The organism is Olivibacter domesticus (assembly GCF_900109575.1).
GTDB classification, from domain to species: domain Bacteria; phylum Bacteroidota; class Bacteroidia; order Sphingobacteriales; family Sphingobacteriaceae; genus Olivibacter; species Olivibacter domesticus.
Window position 1 is genome coordinate 108,952 of the sequence record NZ_FOAF01000011.1, and the last position, 24,253, is coordinate 133,204.

16 protein-coding genes are annotated in these 24,253 nt (G+C 40.9%); all 16 read right to left on the reverse strand.

The genetic code is table 11. The features are described from left to right. Positions 1–33: 33 nt before the first annotated feature. Positions 34–933: a UbiA-like protein EboC gene (gene eboC, locus BMY50_RS24780; RefSeq protein WP_093331073.1), complete on the reverse strand. Its 900-nt coding sequence runs from the start codon at positions 931–933 to the stop codon at positions 34–36. A 2-nt stretch (positions 934–935) separates the two neighbouring features. Beyond that, positions 936–1,889 (reverse strand): TatD family hydrolase, encoded by a 954-nt coding sequence (locus BMY50_RS24785; protein ID WP_238383882.1) that lies wholly within the window; start codon positions 1,887–1,889, stop codon positions 936–938. Between the two features lie 65 nt (positions 1,890–1,954). Further along, positions 1,955–2,647 (reverse strand): EboA domain-containing protein, encoded by a 693-nt coding sequence (locus tag BMY50_RS24790; RefSeq protein WP_093331082.1) that lies wholly within the window; start codon positions 2,645–2,647, stop codon positions 1,955–1,957. Between the two features lie 46 nt (positions 2,648–2,693). Beyond that, on the reverse strand, positions 2,694–3,062 hold the full coding sequence (locus tag BMY50_RS24795) for a transmembrane 220 family protein (protein ID WP_093331085.1): 369 nt from the start codon (positions 3,060–3,062) through the stop codon (positions 2,694–2,696). A gap of 18 nt (positions 3,063–3,080) precedes the next feature. After that, the gene (locus BMY50_RS24800) at positions 3,081–3,869 is read right to left on the reverse strand and encodes a 3-keto-disaccharide hydrolase (RefSeq protein ID WP_093331089.1); all 789 of its coding nucleotides are present in this window, start codon (positions 3,867–3,869) and stop codon (positions 3,081–3,083) included. A gap of 270 nt (positions 3,870–4,139) precedes the next feature. Further along, positions 4,140–5,309 (reverse strand): Gfo/Idh/MocA family protein, encoded by a 1,170-nt coding sequence (locus BMY50_RS24805; protein ID WP_093331094.1) that lies wholly within the window; start codon positions 5,307–5,309, stop codon positions 4,140–4,142. Next, positions 5,306–6,376, reverse strand: a complete 1,071-nt coding sequence (locus tag BMY50_RS24810; protein ID WP_093331097.1) for a sugar phosphate isomerase/epimerase family protein — start codon at positions 6,374–6,376, stop codon at positions 5,306–5,308. The genes BMY50_RS24805 and BMY50_RS24810 overlap by 4 nt, the downstream gene beginning before the upstream one ends. A 10-nt stretch (positions 6,377–6,386) precedes the next feature. Continuing rightward, on the reverse strand, positions 6,387–7,598 hold the full coding sequence (locus BMY50_RS24815; protein ID WP_093331100.1) for a cupin domain-containing protein: 1,212 nt from the start codon (positions 7,596–7,598) through the stop codon (positions 6,387–6,389). A gap of 32 nt (positions 7,599–7,630) precedes the next feature. Then, positions 7,631–8,701 carry an aldose 1-epimerase family protein gene (locus tag BMY50_RS24820; protein ID WP_093331103.1) on the reverse strand — a complete coding sequence of 357 codons (1,071 nt, stop codon included), beginning with the start codon at positions 8,699–8,701 and terminating at the stop codon, positions 7,631–7,633. A 3-nt stretch (positions 8,702–8,704) separates the two neighbouring features. Continuing rightward, positions 8,705–11,389: a c-type cytochrome gene (locus tag BMY50_RS24825; protein WP_093331105.1), complete on the reverse strand. Its 2,685-nt coding sequence runs from the start codon at positions 11,387–11,389 to the stop codon at positions 8,705–8,707. 354 nt (positions 11,390–11,743) lie between these two features. Next, positions 11,744–13,225 carry a RagB/SusD family nutrient uptake outer membrane protein gene (locus BMY50_RS24830; protein WP_093331109.1) on the reverse strand — a complete coding sequence of 494 codons (1,482 nt, stop codon included), beginning with the start codon at positions 13,223–13,225 and terminating at the stop codon, positions 11,744–11,746. Positions 13,226–13,242: 17 nt separating this feature from the next. Next, a complete protein-coding gene (locus BMY50_RS24835; protein WP_162276670.1) occupies positions 13,243–16,599 on the reverse strand; it encodes a TonB-dependent receptor in 3,357 nt (1,118 codons plus the stop codon). Between the two features lie 303 nt (positions 16,600–16,902). Continuing rightward, positions 16,903–18,087: a FecR family protein gene (locus BMY50_RS24840; protein ID WP_093331116.1), complete on the reverse strand. Its 1,185-nt coding sequence runs from the start codon at positions 18,085–18,087 to the stop codon at positions 16,903–16,905. 110 nt (positions 18,088–18,197) lie between these two features. Beyond that, positions 18,198–18,764 (reverse strand): RNA polymerase sigma-70 factor, encoded by a 567-nt coding sequence (locus BMY50_RS24845; protein ID WP_093331120.1) that lies wholly within the window; start codon positions 18,762–18,764, stop codon positions 18,198–18,200. 175 nt (positions 18,765–18,939) lie between these two features. Continuing rightward, positions 18,940–21,240: a family 78 glycoside hydrolase catalytic domain gene (locus BMY50_RS24850; protein WP_093331125.1), complete on the reverse strand. Its 2,301-nt coding sequence runs from the start codon at positions 21,238–21,240 to the stop codon at positions 18,940–18,942. 45 nt (positions 21,241–21,285) lie between these two features. Beyond that, positions 21,286–24,180 carry a glycosyl hydrolase gene (locus BMY50_RS24855; protein ID WP_202907937.1) on the reverse strand — a complete coding sequence of 965 codons (2,895 nt, stop codon included), beginning with the start codon at positions 24,178–24,180 and terminating at the stop codon, positions 21,286–21,288. Positions 24,181–24,253: the final 73 nt, after the last annotated feature.

Consider the following 24,253-nt stretch of genomic DNA (forward strand, 5'->3'; position numbering starts at 1 on the left):
GAAGTATTAATTGGTTAAACAAATTCAAAAACGTTAAGTAACTGCGAAAAATCGACCTAACCACCTACTTAATGGCAGCATTAAAAGCATAATTGCTGCCAATAAAAAGACACCTGAAGCCAGCGCCCATCCTGCGTTCATTACAATCAAGCTGAGTATACCAGCCCTCACTGCTTCCCTTATATTTTTACCTGAAGAATTTTTTATTGCTTTCCATAAAGGGCGGTAAACCATCCATGCAAAAATCAATAGCGTTGTAACGGTTAAAAAAAAATGCTGGTTATGATTTGCCAGCGAGCCAATTGCAGCTATAACAATTGCATATAAAACCGCTGCAACGAGCAAAGGCTTTTTGGTGCTTCCCGACACTTCTCCCCTACTGATTAGCGTTATAGCCCCTATATATAAGATGGGAACAAGCGCCACGTACCACATAGCAATTACCTGATTTGGAAGAATACTGACGCCAAGCAGGAGATTTAAACCTCGACACAAGCCCATATTTGGTGGGCCGAGCATTGCATGATGTTTGCCCCATTTGTTGTATAGCAATGCCGTAAGAACAATAAAAACAGCTAAATATCCTGCAGTAAAATTTACCAGAAAAGCAGCGATCACACCCATCACAAAAAAAACAGTTCCAAGGATGAAAGCCCGTTGAATAGGTATTATTCCGCTTGGTATTGGTCTTTCCGGGCGTTCTATTTTATCAAGGGCAGCATCAAAAACATCATTGAACACGATCCCTCCACCATAGAGTCCAATAGTAGATACACAAAGTAGAACAATAGTATCCAATGCGACCGTCGAATGGTCTATAAAAAAAATGCCCGATAAAGAAATACCTGCTAATACATCTGTGATGGACGTTATTATATTCGCAGGTCTTAACAAGCGCATATACGCTTTTAGGAGACATGAAGTTTCAGGCATCCTTAACTAATTATAATGGAAGACTTATCTATTCTCGGTTGTTGACCACCACGTAAAATGCTATTACCGGCAAATTTCTCGCGTTGGTCTATTTGTTTCATAGCTAGAAATGATGTCACGTCCAGTTGACCACTTTGGGCAAAGGCGGTAATGGCATTCTGGTATGTCACCAATTCGATATCTTTTTCAGGTATTCCATAGGCTTTCATTAAGGCTGCCGTTTTAGGTACGGCGAGCGGATCACTGATACCCCAATCTGCTGCTGAGTTGATCATAATTCGTTCAGAGCCATACTTTTTAACGAGCGCCACCATGCGTTCATTTCCCATTTTTGTAAAGGGGTAAATGGTAAAAGCTGCCCAAAATCCTCGATTCAGGACTTCTTCAACGGTCTCTTCATTATTGTGATCAATAATAACATGCGTGGGATTTAGCTGATGCTCTAATGCAATTTCCATACTTCGAATGGTACCCTTTTTCTTGTCACGATGGGGCGTATGTACCTGTACAGGTAGTTCGGCTTGTTTAGCTAATGCTAACTGTAAGCGGTAGTATTTTTCTTCAGCTGGGGTTTGATCGTCAAAACCAATCTCACCAATGCCGACCACGCCCTCTTTATAGATAAATAAGGGTAGCAATTCCATTACTTGCTCTGCTAAGTCGATATTATTTGCTTCTCTAGCATTTAAGCCTATGGTGCAATAATGTTTGATACCAAACTGAGAGGAGCGGAATCTTTCCCAACCGATTAAACTATTATAATAATCCCTAAAGCTAGCTAAACCCGTTCTAGGTTGCCCTAGCCAAAATGCCGGTTCTATAATGGCAACAATCCCTGCATCGGCCATTGCCTGATAATCATCCGTTGTTCGAGAGGTCATATGAATATGGGGATCAAAAAAGCACATCCCCTTAATCGCCTCCAAATTCAAAACCTCCGTTTTTATAGTTGACATCTGGGTATTCATAAATGATTGATTTCCACACATAATTTTATTTTTTTATTTGATTCTTAGGAAACTTAGAAGCGATTTTCTTGTCCTATCATATTCCACAGTAATGGGTTCACGGTCCGACCTGCGGCCAGACGCTCTTGCGCATAATCAACAAGCGACAGGATAAGCGTTTCATTCATACGTGCGTGTAAACCTAGGATCCTACCTAAATCTTTATCTGTAAAAAAGGCCTTTAAAACAAGTTGATTCCAAGCACTTTCGGGTAAATAGTTTGCCGGGTAAGGGTTTTCATACATGATAGCATCCAAAACGGAACCTATATTGCTTCGAATCCCTTCCGTACATCGGAGCACCCACTCATTAGGATGTTCCAATACCGATAGCGCACTATAGAGGGCAATAAGTTCATTCATGTCCGCATGCATAAACAACCGCTCAATTAATGCCATATAATCTATACGACCCTCGCTTTTTACAGCTAACAATAGGCCCAAACGCGCAAGTCGATGTTTATCCCAGTCCGAAAATTTAAATCCAGACATTAATTGGCCTACTTCTTTTTCTTGAGGTTGGCTTACATGAACCCGTTCTTTTCCTAACTTCCTATTTATTGCCACAAATGGGGTAAAAATTTCAGCTGGATTGCTTTCGATGGCATCCGCTTGCCGTAAAAACCAAGTCAACTCGGTCGCCTCCAAATTTGAATGGATAATAGTTGATATAAGTGCTTTAAAAAGTGTTCTATCTTCGACATTCATTTTATCTCTTTATTTTTTATTATTCATGTTGGTGTCCTTAAGTAGTCTAGAAACCAGCAAAATAATCAAGTCCCAATGCCGCACTAATAATAAGTAGTCCAAAAAACTCACGCGTTTTTTCTATATAGGGCTTGGAAGCTTGCATACTCTCCACGATACTTGGCCGGTTATATTTGGTAATCCAATCCAAAACACCATCTTTTGCAAAAAAGAGGATTACAGCATAAAAAAGATAAAACCCGATAGCGATTAAGTAGAGTGTATAGAAATATCGATCAAAGATGGTTAAACCACATAACAAAGCTGCTACAACATAAATTGGCACCCATAACCAAGAGTCTTTATCATTTAAATTGACATAGGCAAAGAGCATAAACGATAAAAAGAAAATACTATTTAGGATAATTAACCACATGATATACTCTTTTTAATGCTACAAGGTCTTCAATTTTATATCTTTAAACGCCACTTGCATTGGTGGACCTACATGAATCTGAACACCAATTGAACCAGACATTTTGCGGTTTTTAGTATCATTATCTACCACATCACTCATCAAAATGCCATTCACATAATGTTGTAATCGATTTCCTTTTGCCACGATACGACATTCATTCCAATCGGCCTCTTTAATCGAACTCTTAAGCTTATCTAGATCTCCTAATGTATCTTTCACAATAACAGTTGTCCATGCGTTGTTCTTCGACTCACCTTGCTCATCATCTGGTACCTCTACAGCCTGACCTCGATAGGCAAGGGTTGTTCTTTTACGTTCCTCATAGTTCTGTCCCGTGTACTTGTTTTTTCCATCGATATCAGCCTGATAGCCTTTTAAAGCATTTGGAATACTTGCTACCGGGTCGCTCCTGTAGTTGATTCCGCTATTTCCTTCTGGCGAGATTTTATACATTAATGTTAATTCAAAATCAGCAGGTTCTCCACCTTTCCAAATGATAAATGTATTTCGCTCTAAAGGTTTATCAGAGGCTTTCCGTTCGCCAATCAACATGCCGTCTTCCACACGCCAGTAAGCTGAATCTCCCTCCCACCCATCTAGGGTTTTACCATCAAAAATGTGCACGAACCCACTATCGGCCTGTTCATTATCGGTGGGTGTGTCCTTCTGTTTATCCGCATTTGATTGACCACAGGCAGTGATGATCATCACTGGGAAAAGGACCAGTAGTCCGCTTCTTTTTAAATATTTAATTGTTTTTTTCATTAGAATATATTATTGATACATTGTTCAAGAGTATCGGATATTATACCGAAACCTCTTTTAATTTCATGTTACTTTTTCCCGCAAAAAGTAACCAAAAGCTCTGGCTTAAAATCTTCTGACAAGGCCTCTGCCATTACTTAGATCGTGCTACCAGAATATTTGAGGCCAATTTCAAGCGAACGAACAGTTTTCCCTCCGATCATATGCGTCATTTAACATAGACTCTTTGGGTAACTTCTCTGACAGTCATTTTAGTTTATGTTAAGAAATTTAACCAGCATGGGTTTTCCAATTTACATCTGTTGTTTGCCACTTTTTTGAAGAAGCCGAGTTTAGTACTGCCTCACAGACTTTCTGTGTTTCAAAAGCATCTTGAAAAGTAGGAGCGCACGCTTCCCCTGATTCGAGACTCTTTAGAAAATCAGCTACCTGATGTACAAAAGAATGTTCATAACCGATGGACAACCCCGGCACCCACCATTTATTCATATAAGGTTGATCTCCATCTGTAACATGTATAGAACGCCAACCTCGTGTAGCGGCATCGTCTTCATTATTAAAATATTCCAGTCGGTTTAAATCGTGGAGATCCCAACGCAGCGAACCCTTTTCACCATTAATTTCAAAGGTGTATAAAGCCTTGTGTCCGCGGGCAAAACGTGTAGACTCGAAAAGTCCTAATGAGCCGTTTTCAAAATGGCAGTGAAAGATACAAGCATCATCAATTTTCACGTCTTGTAGCTTCCCTGTATCTTCATGTAAACGTTGTTTCACAAAGGTTTCCGTTACCGCAGAAACATCTCTAATACCGCCATTCAACCACATGGCGGTATCAATACAGTGCGCTAACAAATCTCCGGTAACACCAGATCCGGCAGCATCCGCATCCATGCGCCAAAAGACGCTCCCCCCCTGTGGAAGGTTTTCATTAATGGTCCAATCTTGTAGGAAATTAGAACGGTAATGAAAAATTTTACCCAACTTGCCCGTGTCAACTATCTTTTTTGCTAGGGTTACCGCAGGAAGGCGACGGTAATTATACCATACCGTATTTTTAACCTTTGCTTTATCAACCGCATCAACCATTAATTGCGCTTCTGCCAAGGTTCTTGCTAGTGGCTTCTCGCATAAGATCATTTTTCCCGCTTCCGCCGCCGCGATGGCAATTTCCGCATGCATATTGTTTGGGGTACAGATATCAATGGCGTCAATATCATCTCGTTTAATTAGCAATTTCCAGTCTGTTTCAAACGATTCATATCCCCATTGTTGTGCAAAAGCTGTTACCTTTTCCCTGCTTCGTGCGCACACAGCTTTAAGAACTGGCTGGTAAACCAGTTCGGGGAAAAAATTAGGTACTCTTCTATAACCATTTGAATGCGTTCTACCCATAAAACCGCAACCAATTAGTCCTATTCTAATCTCTTTTTTCATCATCATTTTATATTTTGATTGAAATTATCTTCGTTTTCATACCATCCATGCAGCTCCCGAACCTGAATCATCGCAGCTAAAATATTATTCCATGTATCTTGCTTTTCCATCACCTCATTTGGAAACATGCAACCATCCCAACAAATATGTCTAAAGGCTTTGGTTAGATTTCCTTGATCATCCCTCAACCAGTAGCCCGCATCCTTTCCAATATCAAGCTTCCCGTTCGGGTCATTCGCTAAACAATGGCGTCCCGTTTTATCATGAGAGCCAGACCCGAAAACAGTACCATCGTTTTGAGCAATATGAAAATCTATCGTCCAGGGTCGTAACCTTGCTGTCAGTTGCTTAAGCGCATTGCTAAGCTCTTCTCTATCTTTCCATTGAAAATCTGCTGGTAGGATGCGGTCCTCCGGACTGTTATAACCCAACAAATACAATAGTGTATGCGCCATATCAGCTTGAAAACCGATATTAGGTCTATCCACTTGTTCCAACGTATCCAACATGGTCTTCCAACTGTGCATGCCTCCCCAACAAATTTCTCCTTCCGCTGCTAGTTGTTCCCCAAAACCAGCGGCCACATCACAGGCCTCCCGAAAAGTCTGCGCAATCATTTTTGTGCTGTGTACAGGGTGTTCTGCCCAGGCGCTGACACTTGAAGCAGAATCTATACGGATAATATTGGTCGTTCGTATTCCAAGCTTTCGCAGCTTTTCACCAAAACGACAGGCTCGCCGTACTACATCTACAAATCGTTTTCTTTCCTCTTCAGACCCCATTGCGGCGCCCCCAGAAGGAGGCCAAACAGGAGCTACCAGCGTGCCAATTTGTAATCCAAAATCGCGTACTTTATCATGCAGTTTTTTAATCTCACCTTCAGAAGCATCCATCCTTATATGTTCATCAAAGAGACCTAAATCAATGCCATCAAATTTTACTCCGTTCACTTCTGCCGCCGCTGTTTTCTCCAATAGGGTATCCAATGGAATGATGGGCTCAGATCCATCTCCTTTGCCCACTATTCCGGGCCAGGTTGCATTATGTAATTTTGGGAAATTATTCTTTTTCATCAGTATGCAATTAAAAGTCTATTTTTAAATCAGGATTGTCTGGACCGAAATGTTTCAGTATCACAATAGGATCTGTTGTTGAATGATTCGTTATTTGTACCCCGGCTATAGCAGCCTTTTCGGAAACAAAAAACTCATCGTTCGTAAGTTGATCGTAACGTATTAACGCAGGTGTTTCAATATCCCAAACACCCATCTTCCCCCTACCTTGCATCACAATTAATCCATAGGCCGCATTGTCGTAAATAGTTACCGTTTGCTCAGGTAAAATGGTCAACTCTTTTGCACTAAATGCCCTTGATTTATAACAAATCCATTTTTCTATATAACCCTCTTCCAGCATTTCGCTCATCTCTTTAACCGGTAAAGGAGCCATAAAACGATTCTTCATCATATTAGGATCAAGGTTTAAATCCCAATCGATTACATCTAACAATTCATCAAGATCACCAATCTTATCTTTTGGCGTACCGTTCCAGAGCAGTTCCTCCGGTATGATCGCTTCATTTACCAAGGATTGATACATAGCAAATACATCCGAGGCCTTTTGTGGTTCATAGGTACATAAACTACCTGGGGCATGCAGCAGACCGGGAGGTACATCCCAACCCGTACCTGGCTCAAGACGGTAAGCTTGAGAATAATTCGTGATTTTATTATCGCCCTTCGTAAAATTCGCGAGACAAGTCTTTATTTCGTCCTTGCTGGTACCAGGTGCAATTCCCATAAACGTGTAAGGAAAATCACCACCATGATTGTTTAATTGGGGAGGAAAATAATAGGCTTCCGGCTTTCCCTTTTGATCTATCAGCGCTGCTTTTTCATCATTATGGTGTATATGATGTGGAAGAGGGCCCATATTATCAAAGAACTTTGAGTACATCGGCCAACTTTGATATTCATTCCATAATCGTGTTCCTATGAGTTCCCCCTTCAACATATCGACTGCATCTCTGAGAAGAGCCTTATGCGTGTTTTTTCCATCATCATATACGATAAAACTTAATCCCTCATGCTCACCCGTTAACGGTCCATTTTTTGCAGGTGTAGTGGATGATAACCATCTTTCATCTATTCCTCCACGTTCACCTCCCAAAACATAGTAATCGTCTGGATGTAATTTAATTCTTCGTCCGGGTACACAGAAAGATCTGGGCACCCAAGTAGGTGCTAACCGTAATATGCCTTTTCCGTGTTCTATTGCTTTTTGTATAATATTCATAAGCTTTAAATAAAAAATTGATCGTTAATTAATTAATCTACATGTTCCTTAAGCAGATTTTCAATAGCTGTTGGATGATTCAGCACCTTGACTGCTATATTATATTCTTTGCGTTCGCCCGGTTGGAGGAATATTAGCTGACTATTTTCCCGTACTTTTTTCTGACCAACAGGCGGGTGTGTCCCTGGCTCCAACCCTGTTACATATTCGCCTTTTCCCCAATGTTGCCAATTTGTTAGCCACGGCAACTGATCCTTCTGAAAATTTAAGGATACTGCTATTCCTAAATTTTCATTATGTATCCCACAACTACAAGCACCTTTTCCGTCACTTTTCGCGTCGATGAATACCGCTTCCTCGCCACTACCATTGTGATCTTGGATTGGCCCAACACATCTCTTGAAAGCCTGCCCTTCTTTAAAAATTTTATTGCCATCACCCACTTCACGGGGGTTCCACGATCCCGACCACAACAGCCTACTACCTTCGTCAACTAAGGGCCAACCAAAATTAAAGTGGTAAAGCAACATGTGCGGAGCCGGACAATTCCCATGATTGGTAATCTCATCGTGAATATAAATCGTTGGCTCTCCTAAGATGACACGAATGGTTCGTGTTAAGGCTAAATTGGGCCCCAGAGGATGTCCTTGTCGCATCACACCCGTGATACTCATTTCTGGATGCTCCTGCTGAAAATCGGGCTGTTTAATCGAGATAATTTCGGCTGGGCAATTACTAATTTGATCATGAAGTCCTCTATCACCATATTCATCGCTTTCAGGTCCACCTATATGGGTAAGGCCACAGGTAACCAATAAGCCTCCCCCGAAAGTTCTCAGCCAATCAGCGCCCTTGTCTGAAAACGGTTGCGGTCTCGTTACACCCACCCTGCTTAGCCAGCATAAACTGTGCTGATTGAAAAATGCCTCCGCAATATCCATCGCTCTATCAATAACTACTTTAAAGCGCAGGCCAGCACCCGTATTTATCCACGCAATGCGCGTACCTCTACCGGCGCCATTGTCCAGAACAGCTGTTTCAATACCGCCCACTTGGGCGGTATTTGATACTTTTTCAAGCCAGCTTTTATTCTTTGCGTCCATAAACTATTTATTTTTGGGTTTAAACAGCTCACTATCTTTATTTCCGCCTGACTTTAAAAAGGCCATTAAGTCCTTCAATTCATCGGCATTTATTACGTTGATAGTGCCGGGAGGCATCATAGAAACTTCAGCAGTTTTGACACTTGTTACGTTTTTCTTTGGGATCTCTTTTAGCACTTGAGGGGCGTATGGATTTTGTGAGATATAGTAGGTTTTTTCATCTTCATTTTTTAACCTACCCAACATGGAGCTACCGTCTTTTAGCTGGAAAATGGTAGATGCGTACTGATCGGAAATGACATTATTAGGCTCAATGATAGACTCCAATATATCTTTCGCCGTAAACCGCGTACCCAATTGCGTTAAGTCGGGACCAATGGATCCACCTTCTCCACGAACGGTATGGCATGATCCACAACGAATGGCCGAGAATAGCATCGCACCGCGTTTAAAATCACGATCACCAGAATCCTTTTCGACAATTGGCAATGCATCTTCCATTTTCCAATTTTTACCAGGTCCTTTTGGTCCTTCTCCCTCAAAAGCCAAAGAAGTTCCTGTACTACTAAGGAGCGAATCACCCGATAGCTTATTATAATGAGCATATTGCGATTTAGAGACTCTTTCTAATGCCATCTTCCGTGCCTTATCTATAAAACCGATATAGCTGTTGCCCCCTTTATAACCAAAGGCATCATAAAACCATTTAAAGTAATTTTCATATAGCTCTTTTGTCCAACCTTCATTAGCAACACTCAGTACAGTGGCGAAGTATATCTGCTGTGCAGGAGGCATTTTGGCTAACATGTTGGCTATATCCAGCCCATATTGCGGATTTCGAAGAATTAAATCAGAAGATTGGGTAACGTTTTGATTCGTGGTATCGTCCTTTACGGTGTAGAGTAAGGGGATCGTTTTTTCAACGACATTTCCAGCTCCAATCTTTACTAATATTTTACTAAGCTGCTGATCTAGCGTGTTGATATGGGAGGGGTATAAACCTGCAAGATGATTAACGAGCTCTTCTCTATCTTGCTTCTTCGGAACACCCATACGGGCTATTGCCAACTCATACGCTCTTAATAGATTTTGCTTCATCACAAGCGGCAAATCAGAAATCGCTACTGTTTCCATTTTTTTCAACATCGCAGGTTGTAGGGAAGCATCTCCATTTCTTGCTAAGGCAATCATGGCCTCCGTTAAAGCCGTTACGTTGGTTTCTCGCAAAGCAAGATCTTTCCAAGTACTTACCGGTTGATGTTCAATTGCTATGCGCGCCGCATAACGTATAAATCGATCTTTATACTTCAAGTAGGGCCAAAGCTTTTCAGCGGTTCCTTCAGCAGATAATTTGTGATATCCTTCTAACATTTTCCTTAATCGCTGCTTCTCCGTTTCTTTTTCTATCTTCCTTTCCTTTAAATCTATTTTTTGATAGTCTTTATAATAAACGCGGTATAAATCTGACTCTAGCTTTCTACCACCACTCAGAAAGTACAAAGCACCATCGGGACCAATTTCTCCATCCGTAAGCGCCAAAGGAGAACCAGAAATAAATTCTTCGGCTTTAGCCTCATAGCTTGCTCCTTTAGGCTCCATGTGAACAGCATAAATAATCCCAAAGCTCCAGTCGAATGCTAGAAGACTATTACTATACTTTTCCGGAAAGCGTGCATTGTGTGCAAACATGATATTTGTTGGTGATCCTTGTCCAATATTCAGCATGGCAGGTAAATTATCAGGATAATTCGGCGACCATTTGTCGTTTCCTTTACGCCAACCAAACTCCGCTCCACTCGGCACATGACAAATCCGTGTAGGACGATACCAAGGCATTCCAAAATCCCACTCCATATCCGAGTCGTACGTAAATAATTCGCCTACATCATTAAAAGCCAAATCGAAAGGATTTCGGAATCCTGAGCTGATCAGCTCCCACTTCTTCCCAATAGAATCTGTTTTGGCAATCCATCCACCTTTATCGTGGCTATCAGCGTCATGTCCTTGAGGATCCAAAATAATCGGGAACAGGTTATCCCGTTGTCCATTCGGTGGCAAGCGGTAACTATCCATTTTTGGTAGATCTGTAAAATTTCCTGCCACCACATATATCGATTCTTTATCTGGGCCTAAAACGACACTATGTGGTCCATGTTCACCTGAACCGTCGAGTGCCATGAGCTGCGTGATTTTATCGAATTGATCGTCATTATCGGTATCTTGTAGCCTGTATAAGCCACTCCCTTTCTTAAACTCGTCATTGGCTTTATGATTTACCATGACGTACAAACTATTGTGAGCCCATAAAAGCCCTTGCGCATAGCCCATTCCTACCTTATTTTTTGTGGTATCTTTTTTTTCGGAATCCTCCTTCGGAAAATCTAGCTTTTGAACGTTTGGTTTTACGGTTGAATCAGCGCCTATCGGTGGCAGTTCAACCCTATAAAGGGCACCAAATTGATCGGACGTAATCATACGTCCCTTATTATCAAAAGTCATGGCGACCCAAGAACCTAATTCATTATCAGAAGGGCTATAAATATGTTCCGCAACGAAATCTGGCGGCAACACAATTTTCTTCACCTTTGGATTTACTTCTACTACTTTTTCTGATGCACGGTGACAGCCAAATAGGCTCGACACTGCAATCAAAACCAGCCATATAGAAATTTTCTTATACAATTGCATAAACAATAAGTTGAATTCAGTTTATAAAATATTAAATGAGTATCTGTGATACTTTTTTTCATCAAATGCTTGTCTTATAAGGCATTCAAGCTTTCCCTTACAGGGAAGGTTCCCGCAAAAAGTATCCAAAAACTCTGGCTTAACCTGCGAAGCAAGCTTCATTGCCTATTAAAAATCGACACGACAATGAAAAATCTTCTGACAAAGCCTCTGCCGTTACTTAGATAGTGCTACCAGAATATTTTGAGGCCAATTTCAAGCGAACGATCAGTTTTTCCTTCGACCACTTACATCATTTTCCACAGCTTTAGCTAATTCATCCGATAGTCATTACTATTAAATGCATGAGCAGTACTACCAGCCTGGGTTCTGCTCAAATCCATTCAGCCTAGTCTCTCTTTCCGGTATAGGATACAGCAACATATATTCCTGCAGATTGTAGGAAGCTTTGCTAAGGCGAGAAAGGCGCTTTTTCTCTTCGATTCCATGCTGATTCATGATTTCAACAGCCTTACCGCTTCTTAGTAGTTGAAACCACCGATGATTCTCAAAGGCCACTTCGACACGTTGTTCATGCGCGATAGCCTCTTTAAGTTCAGCTTGGCTCAGACCGGCCAACGGTGCTAGTTTAGCCCGTGTTCTAACCTGATTAATGTATGGGTAGGGATCTCCACCTTGTTCATTGATTGCCTCGGCCAGCATAAGCAGGACGTAAGAATAGCGGTATACCGGCCAATCTTCATTAGCGCGATTGTCTTCCAAGAAGGGAGGATGATAGAATTTTTTTATGAAGGGAATTTTTCCACCAAAAGCTACCGATTCCTGAAAGGCTGCGTTGGACGCATTATCAAATAGTTGAATAGATATATCTTTACGTACGTCACCTTCCTCATATGCATTCACAATACTTGGTGTTGGGATATTACTTCCACCCAGTTTGCCCGGAAATCCAGTAAGCTCCATCTTACCATTGCTTGGCCCGAACATGAAGATAAAATTACTAGCCTCCGTCTGCAAAGCCGCATCATACTGAATGGAAAATACACTCTCCGAATTATTCTTCGTTGCCGGATTAAAATTATCTCCGTAATTCGCCACGAGCGAATAATTCATGGTCGTCACCTGCTCTAAGGTTGATACCGCCAAATCGTACTCTTTTCTTGTCAAATAAACCTCACCAAGCAACGCAAGTGCAGCACCTTTAGTGGCCCGACCAATATCGTTACCACTATAGGATGCGGGAAGTGTTTCAATCGCTCCCTGCGCATCACTGATGATTTGATTGTAGACCTCTTCCACGCTTGCTCTACCTTCCGCAAAAGCGCTTTCAGGATCTGAAACCTCATGAATTAACAAGGGTACTTCGCCGAAAAGGCGCACCAGATAAAAGTACTGTAATGCCCTTAAAAATTTGGTTTCGCCAATATACCTGTTCTTCAATGCCTCATCCGCAAACGCCACAGCATCTACTCTATCTAAAATCACATTGGTTTGCTGAATATTATCATAAAGGATTCTCCAGCAGGTATTCACGTAGTTATTGGTAGAGGTGATCATAAACTCGTCGATTTCTTCCCGTTGCTGTGCGCCACGATCGGTCTCATCAAATTGATAATTGGTGTTATCTGCGCGCATTTCTGTAAGCGAATAAAAGCAGTCATTCGTATACAATCCCTGCAAGGATGCATAAGCACCGTTTACCGCACGTAAAATCTGCCCTTCATTTTCATAATAGTTGCCGTCACTAGAAAAAGAATAAGGTTCCACATCCAATAAGTTTTTACAGGATGATACCACCAATAGTAGACAGGCCATTATATAGATTCTAATTTTCATGTTCAATCAGTTTAAGTTTAAAAAGTTAGATTGGCGCCTAACGTAAATATGCGAGGAACTGGATAGTTGGAATAATCAATCCCGGGAACCAGCGCGCCGGTATCTTCTCGATTATAATTCGTTCCTTCCGGATTACCACTATATCCAGTAAATAAGAACGCATTTTGTACCGTGCCGTATAGCCTTACCTGCTGTATGAATTTATTTTTGCCTAGTCCATTTGGCAGGGTATAACCTAAAGTGATATTTCTTATCCAAGCGTAATCTGTTTTTTCAACTGAATAAGAATGCGTATCACGATACATCACACGACCTCTTCCGGTACCATTTGTTGTGGGAACCTTACCATTTCCAGGCTGCTCGGGTGATCTCCATCGGTCGGCTATTTCTTTCCGAACATTGAATACACCATCTATATTGCCTGTATAGAAATTCGTAGCACGGAGCATTTCAGCACCTACAGAACCTACTACTAATACCCTGAAATCCCAGTTTTTAAAGCGTAACGAGTTGGTAATACCCCATGTAAAATCGGGATAAGGATTTCCGATCACATCGAAATCCTCTACTGGCGTAATCTGCCCATCACCATTTACATCTCTGAAACGCATATTACCCGGTATAGCGCCGGGGAAAGAAGGATATTGCGCAAGATCTGCCTCATTCTGGTAGATACCTTCTGCGACATAACCAAACAAGAGACCAACAGGGCTCCCGATTTTTGTGATGTTCGTTGGGTTTCCTTCACTGCTTACACCAGAATAAATAGGATCATCACTTCTACCCAAGGCAAGCACTTTATTTCTATTGAATGAAATATTAAAGCTGGTGCTCCAGTTAAAGTCATCTTTCGCAATATTAACTGAGTTTAAGGCGAATTCGAGTCCTTTATTTAACACATCACCTCGATTTTCAGTTACTGTGCTAAATCCGGAAGATTCAGGAATCTCTACATTTAAAAGTAAGTCTTGTGTATTCCGGTGATAATAATCTATGCTAAATGTTAAGCGGTTATTGAATCCAACAAAATCAACCCCTGCATTAAATTCGCGCATCTTCTCCCAACCTAAAGAGGGATTTCCGAGGGTGTTCATCACACGACCACTTGCTAGCGTACCATTAAAAACATAATCATTTGTGCCAATATTGCTCATATAAGAATAGTTGCCAATATTGAAGTTGCCCGTAAAGCCATAAGATGCCCGAAATTTTAAATCATTTAGCCATTTCACATCCTTTAAAAAGGTTTCTTGAGATGCTCTCCAGCCCAATGCGAGAGAAGGAAAAGTTCCCCATCGATTATTTACACCAAAACGGGATGATCCATCTGTTCTGACAGTAGCTGTTACCAGGTATTTATCTAAATAGGAATAATTAGCTCTCGCCAAATAGGAGATCAAAGCCCAATCACTTTTGTCGGTTCCCCCTGTTATTCTAGCAGCACCATTGAGTGTTTTTATGTCATCATCTGGAAATTGATTACCAGTAAAATCGGCGGACTGATTTTTTTGTGACTGCACTGTAAATCCTATCAGCGCTGTAAGGGAATGCCCATTATCCGTATTAAAATCGTAATTCAGTGTGTTTTCATTTAACCAGTTCAGGTATTTTGATTGGATGTATTGTCCACTTGGAACGGATGGTGGTGCCGCATTCTGGTTTCCTAAAATGGAAGGTCTAAAATATTCACTATTTCCATCCTCATAATCTACATTGAAAGTCGTTTTGAATTTCAGGTTGTCCAGAATACTATATTCCGCATAGGTATTCATCAATAGTTTTATCCTGCTTGCTTTGTTCGTTGTTTCATTCAAAAACATCACAGGATTTGGCACTCCAAAACTACCGGGCGACTGTATATACGCATTATAGCTACCGTCTTCATTATACACGGGCGGAATCGGACTCGCAATATCGAAACCCTCATCCCGTCCCTGTCCGTTTACGCCACCTCTCGTAAACGTGAGCGAAGGAGACAGGTTAATCCCTACTTTAAAGCGATCTGACAAATTAGCGTCTACATTTGTACGGATCGAGAACCTATCAAATCCTGTATTCAACATCACTCCTTCTTGGTTAAAATAACCCGCAGACACGTATGTTTTTATCTTTTCCGTCCCACCTGAAATACTCAAATTAAGATCCGTCATTGGCGCAACTCGTGTCACTTCATCAAACCAATTCGTACCTTCTCCTATCAATGAGGGGTCTCTGTAAAGTTCCGGAACATCTTCCAGTGTAGGCTCTCGTCCTTCCTCAAAGCGTATTTTATCCATAATGGCTTCTTTACGCCATTGCGCAAACTCCTGGCCGTTCATTAAATCGGGTCTGCCTGTTTGCGGCACTTCTTGGAGCCCAGTACTTCCGGAAAATTGAATCACCGGCTTTCCACTTGCGCCACGTTTTGTGGTAATAATAATGACGCCGTTAGCTCCTCTCGATCCGTATATCGCCGTTGCAGAAGCATCCTTTAACACGGTCATAGAGGCTATATCTTGTGGATTTATGGCACTCATCGGGTTTGACTGCTGTCCGGAAGAAGAAGGGATCGGAAAACCATCGATTACATAAAGCGGCTCGCTCCCCGCGCCAATAGCTCCTATACCTCTTACCTGTATTCTTGGACCTCCGCCCGGTGTACCGTTCGAGGTACTGACATTAACCCCTGAAACCTGTCCAGTAAGCGCCTGATCTGGACTAGAAATTGCCTGTCCGCGCACGTTTTCCATAGAAATTGGTGCAACAGACCCCGTTACATCTCGACGCTGTTGACTTCCATATCCTATTACGACCACTTCTTCCAAGCCCTCAGAAGCACTTGCCAACACAACGTCTAATTTAGCACCCTCCCCTATAGTGACCTCTTTCTCCTGGTAACCAATGTTTCTAAAAACTAATACCTGCCCTTTTTCCGCTTGAAGCTGATAATTCCCTTCCGCATTTGATGATGTGCCTTTAGACGTGCCTTTAATTAATACTGAAACACCGGGAATAGGTGATCCGAGCGAGTCCGTTATCGTGCCTCCAACAAGTCGATCCTGATGAGTTGACGGTGCTTCCGTAACAGGCGTCAATACTCTTTTTTTGAGGACTATCAGTTTGTTCTGAACTTGATAACTGCATGGCTGGTCTTTAAATATGTAATTTAAAGCATCTTCAACAGTCACGTTTTGCAGGGAAACGCTGATCGGCTTCATCTGTTCAACATCATTCTTTCTATAAAAGAATGTATAACCCGTTTGCTTTTCAATCGTTGTTAGCAATTGAGTAACGGTCGCATTCTTTTGATCAAGGCTAACTTTTTGTGCCAAAACTTTTTCGGCCATGGCCGTTTGTAAGCACATTACTGTTGCCAGCGCCACTAACATATTCATGAGAAGAAGCTTTTTAAAGTTTATTGGCCAGGGTCTTTTTTTACTTAGTACAGTAACCCCCTTCCTATTGTATCGGCTGCATATTAGCCGTCTTTGGTCAAATTGATTTATTTGCATAATTTTGCAATGTTTGTGGTTTATCTTAGTTAATGATATAGCTCGTCATCGCTATGAATACTTGGCTAGATTTACTCAATTGATACCGATAGTGTTACGAGCACTATCGGTTATTTAATAAATAGGCCTTTGTAAGTTGTATGCTTAAGGTTTATACATAAAGCTCCCTCCTTTCCGAATTTTATACTAGATGATAGTTAATTTTCGACCTTCTATTTTAAATTTCACCCCTACTGTTTCCAAGACATTTAATGCTTCATCCAGGCTTAAAGATTTTGGAATTTTGCCAACAAAAACATCGGCAACATGACGCCTTTCATATATCACATCCACATCATACCACCGCGCAAACTGTCTCATTACGGTTTGTATATCTGAATCATTAAAATTGAAATAGCCATGTTTCCAAGAAATAATTTCTGATACGTCTACCTTTTTAATTTTAATTTCCGAGGATGTAGGGCTCACTATAGCCTGTTGATTCGGTTTTAGAATAGCAATCGCTTCATTATGAATCTGCTTCACTTTCACCGCACCGTTAATGAGCGTAGTACTTATTTTCCCCTCATCTTCGTAAGCATTGACATTGAATTCTGTTCCCAGTACATAAACTTTCTGCAACCGGGTTTCAACAATAAAGGGAATTGCTTTTTTAGGAGATAAGTGGTTAACCATAAAATAGGCTTCGCCATTTAATGTGACACGTCTTTCTTTACGTGCAAATTGTCTGGGAAAACTTAAGGCAGATCCCGCATTTAACCAGACCTTACTTCCGTCAGAAAAGACGAGTTTATATTCTTTACCAAATGGTATGCTTATCTTATTATTGGCTAATTGGCCTTTTCCGATACTACTTGCTTTATTAAAGCAGTAGTGTATCGTGCTCTTCGTTGGTTTACTGACCATTACTCCTTCTTCTTCGACTACATCCCCTACTTTTATGCTATCCAGCATAATTACCTTTCCAGTAGCTAAGGTTATAATAGCTTTATTTTCATAATGATTAGTATCTCGAGAAAGATCTGCGCTTACAATTTTATCGGTCTTAACGATCTTCGTATTCTCGCGATGTAGCAGAATGCCTGCTACAACTAGACAAATGATTGCAGCTGCCGCTACAAATACACCTAATTTTCTTTTGACAGTAGAAGCTTTTAGATTTTCTTTCTCAGATGATGCTGTTAGTTGAAGGATTTTTTCTAGAAGATGTTTTCTATACTTTTCTTCGTCTTCACCAAATGCTGAATAGATGAAGATTTCTTTGTCCTGATTACTATTATACCAAGCAGCAAACTCTCTTTTCTCTTCATCACTAATCGTATTACTTAACCATTTTGAAGCCAGTTTTTGATATCGCTGGTTTTGTTCCATAGTAAATAATTGGTCTTATAATAGTATGTCCGTTGGAAAAGAAAAATCCCTTAGTCGCAGTCATAAAAAAAATTATTTTTTTTTATGACTGCTTATTACAGGTAATTTTTTTAAAGAAGAGTAAAGATAAAATGACTTAGTTTAGTCCGAAGTGTTTTGATGGCCTTACCGATATGTGCTTCCACAGTTTTCTCGCTAATTTGTAGTTTAGCAGCAATTTGTTTTTGCGAATACCCTAATTCACGGCTTAATTTGAATACGAGTTGACATTTTTCAGGTAAATCGGCCACGTAGTGATTCAATTGATCAAATAATTCATTAAACTGGAGCCACTCTTGGGTAGAGTCGTCAACATAGTTACTAGCTACCAGCGTATTTACGTAGTGCTGTCTATTGAAATATTTGTCAAGTGTCTTTATTACTCGATATTTTACGGAAACAGCTAGGTAATTATTTAAGGAGACATTGATTTCTATATCTTTTCTTCGATTCCATAGGTTCACAAAGATATCCTGCACAATTTCTTCTGCATCTTCAAATCGGTCCAGCTTATTATGCGCCACTGTTAAAAGTTTTTTCCAGTACCGATCATAGATCTCCGTGAAAGCTTGATTGTTATTGCACTTTAAAAGATCTATCAACTCCTTATCTGAAAGGTTTTTATAAATTGGCGTCATTAGTGGAGTAACTAGGGCGACAACAAATCTAAAAAAAACTAAAATATACCTATCCTGTACTGTCCTGATGCTCCAGAAATCACCCTATAGCGAAATAAATATCATCATATAAATTATTATCTTAAATATAATAAACCATGGCTTTTATCAGGTATCTCAAAATCTACCTTGAATTTCACTTATAGTTGATTTCGATGAAATAGTCGCCAGATCCCAACGACGGAAACTTTATCCATGCGCCTTCTAGCAATCCTTCTTTTTCTTCACCATTAATGACTGCTCTATATTTTTGTTTAGGAGTCTTTGTTGGTAGGTAGACCATTGCTGTCGTATTAACTGGTATGCGTATACGCGCGCTAAAGGATTGTGCCTTTTGCTCATACTGCGCTTTGATATCACCCTTTATAGTAGGTATATTAATAGATGCTTCCGTCAAATTTCCCAGTTGAGGCTTCACACGAAAGGATGACCAGCCCGGTGTTAATGGCTCTATCCCCATTAGTTTCCTTGGTATAATGTTTGCCGGAACGCCGCCCCATATATGATTCCAGTCTTGATTGGGTTTGTACTTGTCGTCCCATGCTTCCATGGTGATGGTACTCCCGGATCTGATCATATTGTACCAGCTCCGTTCAGACTCAGATGTGAGTAAGCTTAACGCATAGTTGCCATCTTCGCCATTGTAAAGTGCATCCATCAAAAACTGGCTCCCATAAACGCTGCAAGCCATACCTCTTGAACGGATAAAATCCGATACGGTAGATCTATATTCTTCCGGAACTAAATCAAAAGCAAGTGCAAACATATTACCATGTAGTGATGCATGATCGGTTCCCACGCCATCTATATAAATATGCTTCTTTTTATCAAAAAAATGCTGCTGGAATGCTTTGTATACAGCATCGGCCTTTTCATTATAATGGTGTACATCTTCTTTTCGCCCAAGATCTGTAGCCAACTTAGCCATTGCCTGTAAAGCGCGGTAGTAATAGGCGTTAACGACCACATTATAATCTTTAAATACGAATCCATCTGTTTCGCCGGCTTCCTCTTTTCCTAGTCCCAAGATACCACTTTGTGGCCAATCGACTATATCTTTTAAGGCTTCTCCCTCGAAATGAATAGACTTCAATAAGGCTTCATTTTGTTTGCCAGTACGTGTGCTAATTAGTCCATTGCTTTCTTCCAGCACGGTTAAGGTTTTGGCTTTGAGGTCATCATAATAACGCACTACTGAACGTATATCACCTGTATAACGATAATCATTCCAGGCCATTAATACCGATTGCAATATCCATTCAGTTGGCCAAGTGGCATGATGGATCAAATATTCATGTGAATACCTTGCTAGGGTAAACTCGTTATCCATCGCGTAGTGACAAAGTTGGTTAATATAAGCATCCGCCTCATATGGAATCCGCTCACGATCACCATCCACATAAACACCAGCAAAAGTAGTAGCCTTAACGCTGTACTTGCAAAGATCCCATACTTGATTCAATATGTTATTAGATGAATGAAAGGTAGCTGCGCTATCATTAAAAGGGTAATGAACCATGGAACGTACAAGATCTTGTTTGACTAGTTCACCTCGATAGCCCGCTATTTCTATAAAGCGAAAAGGTACAACCTCCCCTATATAAGGAGGCATCGTAATGGCGGCCGACCCTGTATTACGCTTATCTTTTTTAAATTTAATTTGATAGGTATGCACTCCTGCCTGCAATGGAAGAAGGTATTCCTGATAACGTATTGTTCCACCCGGATCACGATCTATTTTAGATTGAGCGCTTAATTTTTCTCCCAAACGGACAACGACGGTATCGCCGCCATCGCTTTTTAAATTTATGCGCAATTGACCAAAGGCCGCCTTCCCGAAATCAGCATAATAATAATCGTCATGTTGTTCTAAATGCTGAGGATGCTGATCTGTGCGCTGCAAAGGGTATCGTACAGTGGTATACGCGTCTTTTAATTCCCCAGTAAAAAAACAAGCTGTATAGCTATATGCACTTTCATTATTGTGATTGTCCCAAACCTTTACCTTCCAAAAATAAGTTTTATTGGATGTTAGAGGCTGCCCCTTAAACAAAACGGCTGTCGAATTACCTTCTTGTACTTTTCCCGAGTTCCAAATATTTCCTATATCGCTATTCAAGTCCTCCAAGCGATCAGCAACCAATACTTGATAAGCAATCTGCTGTGTATTATTCTTATCAGCATCCAATATCCAGCTAAAGAGTGGCTTTTTATTTTCAATATGAACCGCTTGTCCGTATTGAAATGCACTGGCCGACCATTGCGGTTGCAACAGGTAACCATTTTCAGATTGATAATCCGTATGGCGTATGAGATCGCAGAACAGCGCTCCAATGCGAATAGCAGATGGTTCTGAGGCATATATATATTGCTGTTTAACGAAAAACAACAAAGCGATTAATAATAAGAAGCAAGCATTCCGTTTTAATATCGTCATATTAATTATTGAATTTGTTATTCGTATTTAAGTTATTTAAAGATATCATTGTGATTGAGCCCGTTGTAAAGTGACTGGTCCGATTAAACCTGAAGTAATCAATTTCCAATCATCGCGAACGGCAATATTGGTTTGCGTGCGCCGCTGATCTTTCGGTAAGCCCTTGTCTCCAATTAATCTATTTCGCCAACTATTGATTACTTCGACCTCCAGCGTATTCAGACCAATCTTTGCTCCGCTTAATTTTAATCGATAGGGTGGCGACCATAAAACCGCTAACTCTTTCCCATTCAAGCTTACCTTGGCAATCCCCACATCGGCTACCTTTCCCAGGTCCAAATATAGCAATTGACTTGAGGCGTCTTTCAAAGTAAATGACTTTTTATAAAGCGCACTACCGGAATAATATTTTATATTCCTATCGGTGTGTTCTGTCCAGCTTGTTAGCTGTGGAAAAGTTACTTCAGCAGACTCTCCAAAAGCACTTTTAAAGGCCACCTCCCAAGCTCCACTTAAGGTATCAACGTTCTCATAATGTTCAAAATTCATCGCTCGCGTACCCTGCTGATTTGCTGGTATATTCTTCCTAAAGACAACAAACCACGAACCATAAGGCTTAAAAGTGATAGGTATGGTAGTCATCCCATTTTCTTGCTTAAAAGCCTTCGCCTCCATTATCTCTCCTGTTTCAGGGTTCCAAAATTCGGGCAACTTTTCCGTTATTCGAAAGGCAACGTCTGTTTCTACATCCTGGCCATTTTGATTGCTTAAAAAGTAGTAATCGTCCTTTCCATTTCTATTATGGTGAATATAGTCGAAATTCAACGAATCATTGTTATCAACAAAATGGCAATCAGGACTTATCCCATCCTGCATCAACCACTCACTCGCTGTATAACCCCATACCACCCTTCCCTTACCAACTTTTTTATTTCCTCTCGCTGCCGTCGTATTTCCCCACAATGTCTCCGCTATTTGAGAAACCTCCGTTTCAGACGCAGGATAAGCCATCAGGCTCATTGTTTTTTGGGTTTTAGGTCCGATGACAGTAGCGCCATTTTGGACCAATAGCTTTATTTTTTTTAAAGCGTCAACCGATAATATAGCATGATCAGGTAGTACCAAAACACGGTATCTACTCCCTTGCGGTAACTGCACACAGCCCTTTGTTGTTTCCAACTGAAGCAAACGTTCTTCATTAATAACATCATAGTCAAAATCAGGCAACGCTCCCGCCGGATCACTTGCCTTCAATGTAGCGATATTAGGGACATGATCGCCATAATAATACAGCACATCTGCAACAAATTGACCATCTTGCATCATATATTGCACTCTGGCCATGTAATCAAAAAAAACATTGGCGAATTTCCACCATGTTATATTTGGGTTAAAATGTGTACCGGCAAAATACTCCTGACCAGGCAGTCCCATTTCTTTTGGGGAGTTCGTAAAAGTATGTAAATACGTTTTGTTCAATCCAGCACATACTTCATGATCAAAACTAGGCTTCATATCTTTCCAGATAACGTCGTCCCAATGATGGCCGATAGTGGTGAAGCCCTCAGCTGCTACGAGTTTTTTACCATAAATATGCGCTGCACTTGCTGCCTGTTTTACAAAAAATCGCCTTTCTGGTGTAGGTCTATGTCCGGAAGGCGACCAAAATTCACTCATTATCAAATCGCTCCTACCGAAATTTTTTAGCCCATCAAAAGGGCCTGCATGCGGCCCTCCAGATTCAGGGTGAATACCCATACCAAATTCATGGGCTTTTTGCGCGAAAAAGCCATAGTGATTATCTGCAATACAGTCGCTAATCGTTTTTCTAAAATCGGCTAAAAATCGATTACTTTCTTCTCTGCTATTGATGATCTTTCCAGCCACGACCGGAAGAAATGACAATAAATCGTAGTTTCTTCGGTTACGGAATTCATCGCGAAGACTTTCAGTCCAATTTGCGCCACCGAGCTCCCAGCTATCTGTATGCAAATAGTTCAATGTCGTACCCGCCAGCGTATCAATTGAGAGCAATAAAGGACGTACATGTCTATTCCAATAGTGTAAAAAATGCTGCTTGCTCATATAATCTATAACCAAACCATTCCAGCCACCACTTGCGGTAGAAACATGTGCTCCATTGGTGGTGTAACCAAATCGCATAATGGTCCATTTTCCAGCAGGTACGGTCCACTCTAATTCTCCTTTGTCATTTAATTTGTCTGTTAAATCGATCACTTCTTTGCTACTGGCATGCGCCCTTCCATCTTCCTTATTTTTATCCTTTAAGAAAGCTGGCCGCATATCTGTGGCCGAAAAAGCGGCCTCTTGCGCAGCTATCTTCGAATTTAAATCGCTTACCGACGCCAAGTCGGCATCCGCTGAACGGAAAGGAATCGCTAATACCGCAATATCCTGATAAAAATCGTTGCGGTGTTTGGGGATTGGTAATTTAATAGCCGAGGTGTGGTCATCAGACACCGTTATTTCCGACCAAGTTAATAACTTGGAAGCTTCTTGTGGCTGCACATCTGGCCCACCCAAATTCCAACCACTCTGAATGCTTAGTCCCAGCTTTAATCCTAGTCTATTCGCTTCTTTTACGGCATGCTGAAATAATAATTGCCATTCAGCACTTCCAAACATTGGCCCTTCCGGCACATCACCGTTGCCCTGTTGGTTTTGGCCCCCTGCATCAAATATTAACGCTCCATTAAAGCCTTTCTCCTTCATAGCTTCCAGATCGTTCGTAATAGATGCTTCGGTTACATTACCGTTTAGCCACCACCAAAAGCAGCTTATTCCATATTGGGATGAGGGTGTTTTAAAACTTTCTTCAACTAATTCTACGTGTGGTTTGTCGGGTTCTTCATTTATTTGACAGGATCCCATAGTAAACACAGCAATCAAGACCACTCCTATTTTAATTTTTTCTATCATAATTGTCATTATTACGAGATTATTTTTGACTGGACGAGGGTATCCGAAAAGCCGTCATTTCGAGCGAAACGTT

What these genes read in the sequence shown, in the direction of transcription:
- eboC (WP_093331073.1), bottom strand. Translation starts at nt 933, where the DNA reads ATGCCTGAAACTTCATGTCTCCTAAAAGCGTATATGCGCTTGTTAAGA.
- BMY50_RS24785 (WP_238383882.1), bottom strand. Translation starts at nt 1,889, where the DNA reads ATGTCAACTATAAAAACGGAGGTTTTGAATTTGGAGGCGATTAAGGGG.
- BMY50_RS24790 (WP_093331082.1), bottom strand. Translation starts at nt 2,647, where the DNA reads ATGAATGTCGAAGATAGAACACTTTTTAAAGCACTTATATCAACTATT.
- BMY50_RS24795 (WP_093331085.1), bottom strand. Translation starts at nt 3,062, where the DNA reads ATGTGGTTAATTATCCTAAATAGTATTTTCTTTTTATCGTTTATGCTC.
- BMY50_RS24800 (WP_093331089.1), bottom strand. Translation starts at nt 3,869, where the DNA reads ATGAAAAAAACAATTAAATATTTAAAAAGAAGCGGACTACTGGTCCTT.
- BMY50_RS24805 (WP_093331094.1), bottom strand. Translation starts at nt 5,309, where the DNA reads ATGATGATGAAAAAAGAGATTAGAATAGGACTAATTGGTTGCGGTTTT.
- BMY50_RS24810 (WP_093331097.1), bottom strand. Translation starts at nt 6,376, where the DNA reads ATGAAAAAGAATAATTTCCCAAAATTACATAATGCAACCTGGCCCGGA.
- BMY50_RS24815 (WP_093331100.1), bottom strand. Translation starts at nt 7,598, where the DNA reads ATGAATATTATACAAAAAGCAATAGAACACGGAAAAGGCATATTACGG.
- BMY50_RS24820 (WP_093331103.1), bottom strand. Translation starts at nt 8,701, where the DNA reads ATGGACGCAAAGAATAAAAGCTGGCTTGAAAAAGTATCAAATACCGCC.
- BMY50_RS24825 (WP_093331105.1), bottom strand. Translation starts at nt 11,389, where the DNA reads ATGCAATTGTATAAGAAAATTTCTATATGGCTGGTTTTGATTGCAGTG.
- BMY50_RS24830 (WP_093331109.1), bottom strand. Translation starts at nt 13,225, where the DNA reads ATGAAAATTAGAATCTATATAATGGCCTGTCTACTATTGGTGGTATCA.
- BMY50_RS24835 (WP_162276670.1), bottom strand. Translation starts at nt 16,599, where the DNA reads ATGAATATGTTAGTGGCGCTGGCAACAGTAATGTGCTTACAAACGGCC.
- BMY50_RS24840 (WP_093331116.1), bottom strand. Translation starts at nt 18,087, where the DNA reads ATGGAACAAAACCAGCGATATCAAAAACTGGCTTCAAAATGGTTAAGT.
- BMY50_RS24845 (WP_093331120.1), bottom strand. Translation starts at nt 18,764, where the DNA reads ATGACGCCAATTTATAAAAACCTTTCAGATAAGGAGTTGATAGATCTT.
- BMY50_RS24850 (WP_093331125.1), bottom strand. Translation starts at nt 21,240, where the DNA reads ATGACGATATTAAAACGGAATGCTTGCTTCTTATTATTAATCGCTTTG.
- BMY50_RS24855 (WP_202907937.1), bottom strand. Translation starts at nt 24,180, where the DNA reads ATGATAGAAAAAATTAAAATAGGAGTGGTCTTGATTGCTGTGTTTACT.